The organism is Sinomicrobium endophyticum, assembly GCF_052983315.1.
On sequence record NZ_JBRKIS010000068.1, the window covers coordinates 1 to 13,327 of the forward strand.

Annotated in this window: 11 protein-coding genes and 1 pseudogene; 3 read left to right on the plus strand and 9 right to left on the minus strand. The window is 47.9% G+C overall.

Annotation, left to right across the window (positions count from 1 at the left end):
- The 3 genes and pseudogenes from ACVBDU_RS23125 to ACVBDU_RS23135 all read left to right on the plus strand — a co-directional run.
- Positions 1 to 388: pseudogene (locus ACVBDU_RS23125) on the plus strand (hypothetical protein); the annotation flags it as partial.
- A gap of 2 nt (positions 389 to 390) precedes the next feature.
- Positions 391 to 846, plus strand: a complete 456-nt coding sequence (locus tag ACVBDU_RS23130) for a hypothetical protein (RefSeq protein ID WP_447182040.1) — start codon at positions 391 to 393, stop codon at positions 844 to 846.
- Positions 847 to 1,112: 266 nt separating this feature from the next.
- The gene (locus ACVBDU_RS23135; protein WP_447182041.1) at positions 1,113 to 1,769 is read left to right on the plus strand and encodes a DinB family protein; all 657 of its coding nucleotides are present in this window, start codon (positions 1,113 to 1,115) and stop codon (positions 1,767 to 1,769) included.
- Between the two features lie 795 nt (positions 1,770 to 2,564).
- Here ACVBDU_RS23135 and ACVBDU_RS23140 read toward each other — a convergent pair.
- The 9 genes from ACVBDU_RS23140 to ACVBDU_RS23180 all read right to left on the minus strand — a co-directional run.
- The gene (locus tag ACVBDU_RS23140; RefSeq protein WP_447182042.1) at positions 2,565 to 3,605 is read right to left on the minus strand and encodes a hypothetical protein; all 1,041 of its coding nucleotides are present in this window, start codon (positions 3,603 to 3,605) and stop codon (positions 2,565 to 2,567) included.
- A gap of 1,029 nt (positions 3,606 to 4,634) precedes the next feature.
- The gene (locus ACVBDU_RS23145; RefSeq protein ID WP_447182043.1) at positions 4,635 to 5,978 is read right to left on the minus strand and encodes a GntP family permease; all 1,344 of its coding nucleotides are present in this window, start codon (positions 5,976 to 5,978) and stop codon (positions 4,635 to 4,637) included.
- Positions 5,975 to 7,876, minus strand: a complete 1,902-nt coding sequence (gene gnd, locus ACVBDU_RS23150) for an NADP-dependent phosphogluconate dehydrogenase (protein ID WP_447182044.1) — start codon at positions 7,874 to 7,876, stop codon at positions 5,975 to 5,977. Before gnd ends, ACVBDU_RS23145 begins: the two co-directional genes overlap by 4 nt.
- A gap of 928 nt (positions 7,877 to 8,804) precedes the next feature.
- The gene (locus ACVBDU_RS23155) at positions 8,805 to 9,677 is read right to left on the minus strand and encodes an ABC transporter ATP-binding protein (protein WP_447182045.1); all 873 of its coding nucleotides are present in this window, start codon (positions 9,675 to 9,677) and stop codon (positions 8,805 to 8,807) included.
- Positions 9,674 to 10,345, minus strand: coding sequence for a molybdate ABC transporter permease subunit (gene modB, locus ACVBDU_RS23160; RefSeq protein ID WP_447182046.1), 672 nt, complete (start codon positions 10,343 to 10,345; stop codon positions 9,674 to 9,676). The genes ACVBDU_RS23155 and modB overlap by 4 nt, the downstream gene beginning before the upstream one ends.
- Positions 10,345 to 10,743, minus strand: a complete 399-nt coding sequence (locus ACVBDU_RS23165) for a TOBE domain-containing protein (protein WP_447182047.1) — start codon at positions 10,741 to 10,743, stop codon at positions 10,345 to 10,347. Before ACVBDU_RS23165 ends, modB begins: the two co-directional genes overlap by 1 nt.
- Positions 10,736 to 11,500, minus strand: coding sequence for a molybdate ABC transporter substrate-binding protein (gene modA / locus ACVBDU_RS23170; protein WP_447182048.1), 765 nt, complete (start codon positions 11,498 to 11,500; stop codon positions 10,736 to 10,738). Before modA ends, ACVBDU_RS23165 begins: the two co-directional genes overlap by 8 nt.
- Before the next feature lie 18 nt (positions 11,501 to 11,518).
- A complete protein-coding gene (locus tag ACVBDU_RS23175; RefSeq protein WP_447182049.1) occupies positions 11,519 to 12,355 on the minus strand; it encodes a sulfurtransferase in 837 nt (278 codons plus the stop codon).
- 191 nt (positions 12,356 to 12,546) lie between these two features.
- Positions 12,547 to 13,327, minus strand: a 781-nt coding sequence (locus ACVBDU_RS23180; protein ID WP_447178419.1) for an IS3 family transposase, incomplete at its 5' end; no start/stop codon positions are given.

Consider the following 13,327-nt stretch of genomic DNA (forward strand, 5'->3'; position numbering starts at 1 on the left):
TGTGAGAGATTGGGATACACCTCAGAGAGGCGTTTTTCGTTTTTTTCTTTTCATTGAAAGTTTGGGCAGCGAAGTTGCAAACTTCGCTGAGCGGGGAGCGGGGCGTGTTGTAAGTGGCTCAGAACACAACATTGCTAGGTCAGCACAAAATTTAAAGGACTTGACAAGGCTGGGGATTAAAAGTGAGAGTCAGTTAATGAATGTCTTTGGACAAGCCCTTGAAAGCGGAACAGTTATATCAACTAAGACTAGTCAATACGGAACCACTGTTATGAGAAGTGTAAATATTGGAAATCAGGGAAGCATTAATGTTGGCTTCTTCTATCAGGGCGGAAATATGAGTGCTACACCTTCTGTTTCAACAATAATCCCTAAAATTTTTAAATAAAAATGAATATAAGTATAAAGGAAATATCAGAATCGGAGTTCAAAAAACTGAAGATTCCTGTTTTGTTTGAGGACGAATCGATAGATAGAATCTTTGGAGTTGTATCAGACGGCAAAAATGAATACAAACTAGGATGGCAAAGTGAAAATATTAAGCCAGTAATAAAATGGATAAACATAATACTTTGTTCAATAGGTGTAGACCAAATGTTTGTAATATTTGAATTCACTACGGGTAGAATATTACAAAAGCTTTCTTTGGATTATTATTTTTACGATACTAGAATATCTAACGGAGCTATTTATGTGATTACGCAACTTGAAATTATTAAAATCAATATTATAGATTTAACAATAGTTGAAACATATTCTTTGCCGGATTACTTTGAAAATATTGAATTTAATGACGGAATTGTAGTGGTCAAATGTGTTGGTGATGAGGTTATAAATATAGGATGATAGCAATGCCGCTAAGGAGGATACTACTGTTTTAGGACATTATCTCGCTCAACGAAGTGTCGCATGCTCTGCGAATGTCTTCGACTTCGCAGCCCGTTGCACATCAATGACAAGCTAAATACGTTGCGCCCCTCTCTGAGGGGCCTCCAAAACTATGTTTGTCAGCGTTAATCATATTTTTGTAACTTTCCCCAACGGGCACGCCCATCGTCCAGAGCAATTGTATCGCGTTTCAACTTATATTATAACTTAAAAACTTAACCACAATGAAAACGTTAAACCGCAGAAAATTTATCAAACAATCCTCCCTTTTTACGGTGGGAGCAGGCAGTATGTTTACTCTTACCGGGGCAGCGGCCATACATTCGTTTCCCTCCGTAACAGCACCGGAGAACCTCCATATTATCGGTCCTAAAGAAGGTTTTTCTCCGCATGTCGGCACCCTGGTATCTATGCTGAACTGGATGCGCTATATCATTCTCATGCCTGTAAAAGGGATGAGCGCGGAAGACCTGGATTATATATATGATGACGATTCCAATAGTATCGGCGCTATGCTGTTACACCTGGCGGCTACCGAAAGGTTTTACCAGCTTCATACTTTTGAGGGCAGAACATGGGGAGACTGGCCGGAGGAAGATGTGGAAAAATGGAGCGTAGCTTCCGGGCTGGGAGACGAGGGCAGGGCAACTATCAAGGGCCATGACCTGGATTTTTACCTGGATGCGTTAAAAACAGTCCGTGAGCACACCCTGGCGGAATTTGCCAAAAGGGACGACGAGTGGCTTATGAAGGTAGATGAAGACTGGCCATGGGGTCCTACCAACAATTACTGCAAATGGTTTCACGTATGCGAACACGAATCCAACCACAACGGCCAGATCAAATGGCAGCGGAGCAGGTTGCCGTCTTCAAAAAAGTAAGGCGGCTCTGTAAGGCTTTGCCACCGCCTGTCCCGGCCAAATCGGGAGATACACGGATAGATTTAAGAGTAGCTATTACCATATCCGTGGATTTGTGGTCTTGGGGAAGCGGGAAGTAGGAAGCACGAAGCGTGAAGCAGGAAGTGGGGGTGCCGGGTATTCAATGTATTGTGTTTTTGTGAATAGTTGTTTTTGAAAATGGTTAACTTATGGAGTAAAACACGGGCGAATGTCTCCGAATTCGCAGCCCACTGCACATCAATGACAGGCCAAATACATCCCGTTCCTCTCTGGGGGAGTTTCCAAAACAATGTTTCGCAAAGAAACACATCCATATCCGTGTATTTGTGGCAAACAAACCTCGTTATCACTCCCGGAAAATCCCCCACTGGCGCTCGTTTGAGCAAAGCGGAAACGAGTGCCTATTGTTCAGGGCGTTTGCAACGCCCGGGAAAGGACTTGTTGAGACGGAAGGAAGTAGGAAGCATGGAGTAGGAAGCATGAAGCGTGAAGTGTGGAGCGGGGGTATTGATATTTAAGTGTATTGTGTTTTTTGTGCATAGTTGTTTTTGAAAATGGTTAACTTATAGAGTAAAACATACTCCATTTAGATATTATGGTAAAAACCGCTCTGCGAAGTTTGCAACTTCGCAGCTCACTGCACATCAATGATAGACTAATACGTTGCGCTCCTCTCTGAGGGGCTTCCAAAACGGTGTTTCGCAACGTTAAACCACAACCATATCCGTGTATCTCCCGATTTGGCCGGGACAGGCGGTGGCAAAACAAAGGCCGTTATGACCCGTAATTAAAGGTAGGGTCCAGTTTGTGCTGTTTCATTCCTATCCGGAAGATGGCATAGGTTACATTTTCGAAAGGATCTTTGTAGTTTCCGCTAACCAGGTCCGTATTGCTGATACCGGAGGGGACGAGTTTTCCGTAGGTAGGATAGTAGAAAGCATCGGAATCCACAAAGGTCTTAAAATCCTTTCCCCGGGCAAGGACGCAAAATCCGGGGGACAGGGAGCCTATCTTTACCCTTTCGCTGCCACCGGTATAGTCCCGTTTGGCCTTTTCGGACAGGGCGAGGCGAAGGGGGCGGCTTTTGAACAACACTTCGGGGTCCGATTTGTCCAGCCGGTTGAGCAGTTCGTCCAGCAGGTTTATGGCGCTATGGGTAATGGCCGGGAAACCTATGGTGGATGTCAGAGTCTGGCCCGTGCCGGATTGCAGGAATTTAAAGATGCGCTGCCACCATTTCGGTTCGCGGTGCTTTACCACTTCGAAGGTCATTTTTGCCAGTCCGCCGGGAATTTCTATTGGGCGATTACCAAAAGCCTGCCGGAAATCGGCTTTGAGGTCTTTCGGGTCCGCGGGTTTTTTCCGGGCCCGGTTGTAGAGGTCCAGTCCGGCTGCAATACTCCAGAAAGCGGTATCGAAATACTTATCGGTGGAATTTTCGTCTTTCCCTATATTTATCCGCATGGTTGCCCTGGTATTCTTATCCACATGTACATCTTTCCCGATATGGAACGATTGCATTTCCAGGTTGACCAGTACATCCGGTTCGGCATCCGATCCGGGGACAGATGAGGTGACCTCGGAGGATTCCAGTATGGCCGGTCCGTCTTTTTTGTCGGATAAGCGAAAGACGATAAACTGGTCGCGGAGGTCGTCTTTGGTCAATGCCTGTATTTCGGATATATACGGGGCTTGTTTTTCGGTGACAACAGTAGTGTGCTCCGGATCGTAGAGGATACTCTCCTTGTCCTGGAGCCTGTCGGAGACAAACTGTGAGGAAAGGATCTCATACTCTCTGAATTCAAATAGTTTCATGGTTATCGGATTTGGGTTTTGCTTAAAAGAGGACCGGAGGATCAACTCGGTTCTTTCCTATAAAAATAGCGAAAAAGATGGTTTTTGCTGTATAAGGAATAATATTTATCTGTCCTGACCGGGGTTTTGTTATTGGGTTAGTGAGTTAATGAGTGATACCTAAATAACGGAGTGTTGCCTAAATAACCCAATAACTGAGTTAACTGGCGCTCGTTTGCAACGAGTGCCCATTGTACAAAGCGTTTGCAACGCGCGATAAAGTTGTGGAGTTTTTTAGTTGGTAGTTCTGGGTTGGTTGATCATACCCAAAATTCCAGGTATATTCCTAAACTTTTGTATTTCTCTAATGGCTTGGGCTTTCAAACCCTCCGACCAGACTAAAGTCTGGCCACCTCCCTCCTCCTTCGGCGGACAAGATTCATCTGAAGGGAGGAGCTTTTTGTTTTTTCTAAACATACTTCTTTTTCGGCCTACTATGACACGCCAACTGGCGCTCGTTTGCAACGGGTGCCCATCGTACAAAGCGTTTGCAACGCGCGATAAAGTTGTGGAGTTTTTTAGTTGGTAGTTCTGGGTTGGTTGATCATACCCAAAATTCCAGGTATATTCCTAAACTTTTGTATTTCTCCAATGGCTTGGGCTTTCAAACCCTCCGACCAGACTAAAGTCTGGCCACCTCCCTCCTCCTTCGGCGGACAAGATTCATCTGAAGGGAGGAGCCTTTTGTTTTTTTCTAAACATACTTCTTTTTCGGCCTACTATGACACGCCAAATGGCGCTCGTTTGCAACGGGTGCCCATTGTACGAAGCGTTTGCAACGCGCGATAAAGTTGTAGAGTTTTTTAGTTGGTAGTTCTGGATTGTTTGAAGACATTGACAATATACCGTAGCCGTAAAACTATTGCAGTTCTTTAGTAGTGTGAAAAAATTATAGTTTTGTTATTGGTTATTGAGTTAATGCGTAACACCTAAATAACTCAATAACCCATTAACTCAGTAACCTACTCCCCAAAGTCACATAACCATTTTTCAGAACAAATAATAAATAACCGATACCGCACCGAAACCGGTAAACGCGAGAATGGTGGTCATTACCGTCCAGGAGCGGAAGGTTTGTTTTTCGGTGAGCCCCAGGAACTGGTTTACCATCCAGAACCCGCTGTCGTTGACGTGCGACATGATGGAGCCGCCCGAAGCGATGGCGATGACAATACAGGCCAGTTCAAAACCGGAAAATGCCGCGTCTTCTATCAGGGGGGCTACCAATCCTGCCGCGGTGATCATGGCTACGGTAGACGAACCCTGGATAATACGGACTGCCGAACTGATAAGAAAGGCGAACAGTAGGACGGGAAACCCGACCCCGGCCAGGGATTCGGCAATCATCCCCCCGGCCCCGGTGTCTATAAGGACCTGTTTGAATGCCCCGCCTGCCCCGGTAATAAGGATAATGCTTCCTGCCGGGGCCATGGATTTTGTGGAGATATCGAGGAGCTGTTTCCGGGTAAACCCCTGCCGGATACCCAGCAGGTACCAGGCCAGCAGGTTGGCAATGATAAGCGCGGTAAAAGGGTGCCCCAGTATGGCAACAACCTGTGTAATGGATGCATTGGCAACCGGGATCAACCCGCTTTTTACCGAAGTATTTATCAATATGAGGAATATGGGAACGGCAATGATGGCAAATACCGTATTTATGTCCGGGAAACCATTATCTGCCGCATTTTCCTCTTCCTCCTGGAAAGGAGCCGGGACAAATATGCGTTTACCTATATATTTTCCGAAGAAAAGCCCGCTGACAATAGCGGTAGGAATACCTACGAGAAAACCGATACCGATCACCCAACCGAGGTCTGCCCCGATGATATCCGCTACGGCGATAGGCCCGGGTGTCGGCGGAATAAAAGCATGGGTAACCGCCAGCCCGGAAAGGAGGGGAATGGCAAAGAGCAGCAGTGACTTCCCGGTGCGTTTCTGCAAGGCATACATAAGTGGGATAAGCAGTATAAAGGCAACGTCAAAAAATACGGGAATAGCTACTATAAACCCGGAAATGACCATGGCTATCGGCGCCCTTTCCACCCCGAATTTTTTCATGAGGAAACCGGCGATCCTCCTGGCTCCGCCGGAATGTTCCAGTATAGCGCCGAACATGGTGCCGAGACCCACTACCGTGGCTACAAATCCCAGGGTGTCGCCCATGCCTTTTTGTACCGTAGCCATGATAGCCGTGGCATCCAGGCCTGCGGCTATACCCACTACAATAGCAGCGATGAGCAGGGACAGGAAAGCGTGCAGTTTCACGCGGAGGATAAGCAGCAGCAAAACGGCGATTCCCGCCAGTATAGCGGCTAATAAACGGAATTCTGTCATGATCCCTTGATTTTTTTCCAGTTGGTATGATGTATGATCTCCCCGCCGTCGTCATTACGCCGGTAGGTATGGGCCCCGAAATAGTCGCGCTGGGCCTGGATGAGATTGGCGGAAAGGCGGGAAGAGGTGAACCCGTTAAAGAAATTCACCGCTTCACTCAGCACCGGAACCGGGACCGTACTATCCACACAGGCCGATACCAACCTTGTGAGGGAGGGCCTCCACGCTTTCAGCGAAGAAATAATTTCCGGGTGCAGTAATATATTGTCGTGGGATTTCAGTATACCGGGCAAGCGCTCCATCAGGTCCGAACGGATAATACAACCGTTGGTCCAGATGCGGGCCAGCTCCGGGAGGTTTAGCTGCCATTGGTGTACATCGGAAGCTTCTTGTAACAGGCGAAATCCCTGGTAATGGTTGATCAGTCTTGCCGCCCGGTAGGCGTGAAACACGGTTTCCTCATCGATATCCGGGGCTTTTTGCCGATTACCGTATGCTGCTTCCATCGCTTCGCGATCTGTTTTAAAAGCGGAAATATAACGGGCAAAAAGGGAAGACACGATCATGGTGGCCGGGATACCCAGTTCCGCGGTGGCAATGGCCGTCCAGTTGCCCGTACCCTTGTTCCCCGCCTTGTCCAGTATTTTATCGATAAGCCAGTCGTCGTTTTCTTTAGTGCGAAGGATATCTGTGGTGATCTCCAGTAAAAAGCTGTTCACCTCCTTTTTCCAGGGTTCCAGGATCTCCGCTATCCCGTCCGGGTTCTTCCCGGTTTGTGCCAGGAGGTAGTATACTTCGGCCAGGAGCTGCATTTCGGCATATTCGATACCGTTGTGTACCATTTTTACAAAATGCCCGCTGCCTTCCGGGCCTATGTAGGTACAACAGGGTTTTCCATCCCTGTCTTTAGCCGCGATAGCTTCGAGGAAAGGTTGTATGCCTTTATAAGCCGCCGCATCTCCCCCGGGCATCAGGGAAGGGCCGTTTAAAGCGCCTTCTTCTCCGCCGGACACCCCGCAACCGATAAATTTTATATGGTGAGCGGCTGATGATTCCGAACGCTTCCGGGTGTCCGTGTAATGGGAGTTCCCACCGTCGATAACCGTATCGTTCTCCGAAAGCAGGGGGATCAGTTCTTCCAGGAGGAGGTCCGTAGGTTTCCCGGCGGGGACCATAAGCAATATTTTCCGCGGCGTTTGGAGGGAATCTACAAAAGCTTCCAGGTTGTCAAAAGAGAGGCTGTCCTGTAATTCCGGGTGTTCGCTTTTAAAGTTGGCGGCAACGTTTTCTTCCTGCCCGGCAACGTGGCGGTTGTACATGGATACCCGGAAGCCTTTGCTGGCCAGGTTACGGCACAGGCTTTTTCCCATGACCCCGAGTCCCACAAGGCCGAATTCCGTTTTTTTTATCAGTGTTTCCATAATTTCCGATACGATCTGTTCCGGTTCCAGGGCAATATCCGTAGTGATAGCCTCTACCGGGGTTTCCAGTGTTTCGAACTGGGAAGTGAGCAGGGAAGGGGGCATAAAATGTCCCTGGCGGGATTGTAAGCGCGACAGTATTTGTGCATGACTGCCTTTCAGGTACACAAAACGCACCTGGGTTTCCAGGCCTTCTTTCAGGATATCCCGGTACGATTCCTTTAAGGCGGAACAGGCGATAATACAGGAACCGGACTGTAACTTCTCCGCGGCCAGTTGGTTCAGCGCCTCTAACCACCCCTTGCGATCGTTGTCATCCAGGGGCGTGCCCGAAGCCATTTTCTTCCGGTTTTCTTCCGGGTGATAGTCGTCCCCGTCAAAAAAGGGGAATTGTGTTTTTTGAGACAGGAGTTTACCGATCGTGGTTTTTCCGGAGCCGGAAACTCCCATGATAAAAATTGCAAGTGGTCTTTTCAACAGGATTGGGTTTTGATTGATCTCAAAAATAGTTTAAACTATGTGTTTTAATCCCATTAAATGGGGCTAATTCCCCGATGCTTTACATCGAAATGGGCTAAGGTTTGTTCGTTTGAATACCTCGCGGGCTTGCCCCGAGGCAGTTGATTTTCGTTTTAGTTTTTAAAAAGGTATAGGTTATTAAGTTACTGAGTTATTTGGTTATTGAGTTTATGGATGTTGCCTGAATAACCTAATAACTAAAGAACATAAAAAACCTATAGACGTGTTGCCGATAGTGATTTAATGCCACAGGGACTTGAGTCCGTCCGGATTTTTCCGGGATTAAGATAGTTTTTTTAGTAGCTCTATGCAAGTAGCCGGAACGGCAACAGGGCAAATGCATTAAAAAAACTATAATTGCAACGTTTAATGGTTCCAGGTTTAAAATTCCAGGTTACAAGTTACAGGTTACAGGTTTTGGCCAAAATATGCAAGCTGTAACTTGTAATAAAGAAATAATACCTCCAACTCCATCCTGATATATCGGGATGGAATTCGGAGTTGATAAGTTGGAGGGTGAAACTGAACTACCGGGTTTTAGGTCCGATAGAATGTTGGCTGTCCGGTCAGAGAGGGAAAACAACTTTGGATGACTTTTTCCGAAGCGGTAAACTATTTGCATTCTACCTGTCAGGATTATAGAAGAGACTTTAGTTTCAATAAATTTTTTGTGTTTACCTGTGATTATGGAGTTGCTGATTTATTGCGTGTTGACTAAATAACTCAGTGACTCCATAACCATGGCAATTTCATTACCTTTTTTGAGTGTATATTCCTGATTTTTTGTTTAAGATTTCAATGTTATGCTAAGATTGTATCTCCAAAACTCCGAACTCATCCACTCCAAAACTCTTTATATATGATGCTTTTCCCGGAACAGCGGGAATCATATTTTCCGGATGACAGGATTAAAGGCCTTGGAAGCTACCGCCACTTTATCCCCGGTTTGCAGGAGTGCTGTTTCGGACGGATCGGCGATGACTTTTACGAGGTCGTTACCGATACGTATGGTAACGATGAAAACCACATCTGCCTTTTGGATACCGGTCACCTCGCCGGTAAAGCGGAACTTGGCGCTGGATTGTCCCAGTCCGAACAAGGCTTCCGGGCTTCCTTGCCGGAGGATACGGCCGTTTTGTATTTCGTAAACCCGGTCCGACAATTTGAGTATTTCCCCTACATCGTGACTGATGAGAATGGTAGTGAGTTCGTATTTTCGATGCACTTCCAGGATGTGTTGCTGCAATTTTTGCCGCATAGCGCTGTCCAGGGCAGAGAGGGGTTCGTCCAACAGCAGTATTTCCGGTTGCCGTACCAGGGCACGGGCAAGGGCCACACGTTGTTTTTGTCCGCCGGAAAGAGTGCCGGGCTTGCGGTGTTGCAGTTCCCGGAGCTCTACGGTATCGATAAGGTCATCTACGATGGTCCCGGACTGTTTTTTGTCCAGGGCGAATTCCAGGTTTTGTCTAACGGTCATATTCGGAAAGAGCGCGTAGTCCTGGAATACATAACCGATATTCCGTTGCTGGGGACGGAGGTTTATTTTCCGGTCTTTGTGGAACCAGGTGGTGCCGTTTACCGTGATGTGTCCTTGGTCCGGGTCCATTAAACCGCTAAGCATACGGAGGGCAGAGGTTTTTCCCGCTCCCGATTCCCCGAAGAGGGTGACGAACTGCCCCTGCCGTACGGTCATTTCCAGGTGCAGCGACATAGAGCCCTGTGCGGATTGCAGCGTTTTATGAAGGGCCAGTGTTATCATAGCGAAAAACGTTTCAGGTATCCGCCGTTGACCAGGTAAACGATCAGTAAGGTGACAAAAGAAAGTGCCAGTAAAATAAGGGAATACATATTGGCAGCCCCGTAATTCAGGGCTTCTACTTCGTCATATATGGCAATGGAAGCCACTTTGGTCTTCCCGGAGATATTACCGCCTATCATCAGCACCACCCCGAATTCGCCTATGGTATGCGCAAATGTCAGGACGATACCGGTAAGCAACGATGCCCGGATATTGGGCAGCAGTACTTTGCACAAGGTGGTCCAGCGTGACTTCCCAAGGACATAAGCCGCTTCGGAAAGACTGCCCGGAAGGGAGGACAAACCGGATTGTATGGGATGTACCATAAAAGGCAGGCTGTACAGTACGGAAGCGAGCACCAGCCCGGCAAAGGAAAATACGAGACGGATACCCAGCTGTTCGTCCAGCCAGCCACCGAAAATGTTATTGGGACTGAAAGCGAGCAGCATATAAAATCCGAGTACGGTAGGGGGAAGCACCAGCGGCATGCTTACCAGGGTCTCTATTACGGGTTTGATGCGCGATGTGGTACGGGAAAGCCAGTAGGCCAGGGGAACAGCCAGGAAAAAGAGGATAACCGTGGTTACCGCGGCGAGTTTCAGGGTCAGTATAAGGGGTCCCCATTCCATTATGGTGCAAGGATTATTTCGTTTAACTTTATCATGGCCGTTACCTCCGTACCTTCCCGTAATACCAATTGTCCCGCAGCATCGGTGCTGATGATGGAAACGATGTCCCCTATAGCCGTCCGTATAACGATCCTGCTCAGCAGTTCGCCTTTTTCTATAGCCGAAATATGCCCTTTTACCCTGTTCTGAAGGCTTACAGCTGGGTTTTCGCCGGTAGCGAGGACCACTTCGGTCTCTTTGAACTGTACTTGTACCGGGTGACCGCTTACCAGCCAGGTTGCTGTTTCCGGGCTGTCGATGACAATAGCTTTAAAGAGGACCGCGTTTATGTTGACGGTTATTACGGACAGGGCATCGCTGCTGCGGATATCGGTAATATGTCCCGTAAAACTATTCATCTACCAAATATCCGAAATCTTTCAGAACCTTTCTTCCTTCCGGGGAAAAAAGATAATCGTAGAATTTCCGGGCATTTTGTGTGTCCGCATCTTCATGCGGGATAATGACGACTCCCTGTCGGATAGGGGTATAAATTCCGGTGTCGGGCGCTGTCCACCGGCCCGTACCCTGCATTTCGGGAGAGCGTACTACGGACAAGGCGGTAAAGCCTGCTTCGGCAGCGCCGGAAGTAATAAAGTGATTGGTCTGGGAAATGCTTTCGCCATACACGATTTTATCCTGTATTTCGTCCCATATGCCGTAGTGTTTTAAAACCTCCACGGCAGCCGTGCCGTAAGGAGCGTTCCTGGGGTTGGCCAGGGCGATGTGCTTTATTCCCGGTTGGGTGAGCTGCGCTACGGAAGGCGGGGCTTTACCGGATACGGACCAGAGCACCAGCTTGCCGTAAGCGTATATTTCGGGTGGGGCGGGCGCCAGGCCTTCCCGGTACAGGGTTTCGGGGTATTTCATATCTGCAGACACAAAAACATCGTAAGGCGCTCCTTCGCGGATCTGGGCAGTGAGTTTACCCGAAGAGCTGACCACCATTTCGCATGCGATCCCTGTTTTTTCCGTGAAATCTTTGACCAGGGCCTGCATGGCAAATTTCATATTTGCAGCCGTGGCAACCGCAACTTTGGTCCTGGCTTCGGGCTTACAGGATATAAAGACCAGGAAAAAGAGGAAATACGGGAAGATTTTTCTAAAAAAGATCATTGTGGTGCGCCTGTAGTTTTAATTTTTTTCCATGTCTTTACCGCTTCGGCACCATTCGCTCCACGAACCGGGATATAGCTTGGGTACGGGAAGCCCGGCATAGTCCATAGCCAGGATAGTATGGCAGGCCGTTACCCCGGAGCCGCAATGCACGATAACATTGCCCGGGGTACGGTTATCAAAAACCTGTTGGTACATGGTTTTCAGGATTTCAGGAGCTTTGAATCTGCCGTTGGCATCCAGGTTATCCCGGAAAGGCATGTTTATCGCCCCCGGAATGTGCCCGGCCACCGGGTCCAGGGGTTCCGTGATACCGAGATAGCGCTCCTGGTCCCTCACGTCTATAATACGGAAATCCTTGTTCCCGGAAGCGGCTTCCACTTCCCCGATATCGGCTATGGGCCACTGCCATTTTTCTACGGGATAAACGCCGGTGTTTTGTGCGGATTCCGTCCCCGAACGCGTAGGAACCCCGGCTTTTTCAGCTTCCTGGAGTCCGCCGTTGAGCACCTGTACCTTTTCGTGGCCTATAGCACGGAGCATCCACCAGAATCTGGCCGCGGCATTAGAGCCGTTTTTATCGTCGTAGATGACTACATGGCTTTCGGGGGATATGCCGAGGGAGGTTAAGGTCTGCGAGAATTTTTTCGTACCGGGCAGTGGGTGGCGGCCTCCGTTTGATGCATCTTCGCCTATATCCGCAAGCCGGGTATTCAGGTCGGCAAAAAGAGCGCCTTGCAAATGCTTTTGATTGTAATTATCCCCGGCGGCTTTGCCGTTACCCGCATCTACCAGGACCAGGTCATCGTTATCCAGTAGCGGAATAAGCGCTTCAGGTTGTATTATAGGAGTCATTAAAGCGTGGTTTTACGAGTACATAGTCAAAGATAGGTTTTTTCTGTATGGGAATAAACACGTGCCGGGCGGCCACTCAGGGCAAACGTATTAAAAAAACTATAATTGCAATGTTTAAAATTCCAGGTTTCAAGTTGCAGGTTTCAAGTTGCAGGTTTGGGCATGCCTGAATATGGTTGCCTTTTTTCTGGTTAATAATTAATCTTAAATCTCGGTTTTTGTTCAGGGGTTAACCCCTGAACAAAGGTTTCAAATTCTACAGGTTTCATATTTTTTAGTGAACCATGTGGACGTTGATAATTGTACTTTTCTACGATTTTTTTTATCAATATTCTCCCTTGTTTTAAACTGATATGGGAGTGGTCAAAATCGATATATTCATTTTTTAATATGCCGTTTAAAGATTCTGCATGAGCATTCTCCCAGGCTTTACCGCCCATGCTAGGCTGTACCTGATTTTCTGTATGTAACTCAGCTAATCGCTTATAAACGTATTGGCTGCCTTTATCCGAATGAAATATGAGTTGTTTCCGTTCGGTTTTAGCAGTCGTGGCCAGGGCTTCCCTATAAGCTACAACTATAGTATCCTCTGCGGTCAGGGTGGCTGACAAACTCCAGCCTTTGATTTTCCTACTGTACACATCCAGGATCAAGGTCAGGTAATAAGGCTTCTTAGCCGATACAGCGATATAGGTAATATCACTCACCCAAAGCTGGTTGATCCCGGTTAGTTGTAAATCAGTGATCCGATTAGGATACCAATGCTTCCCCCCATAAGTGGTACGGTAACGGTTGCGCTTGCGCTTTAACCTAAAGCCATGACTCAGCAATAAGGCCTCGGTCTTGTCCCGACCCATCCCGGTAGGCTTGAGCTCCGCATAGAGCTTCCTACAACCCAGCCGAGGATGGCCCTTACGAAGCTCCCTTGCGCCTTCCAGAACACTATTCCTAACCCGGAGTTGTTCCTGGTGG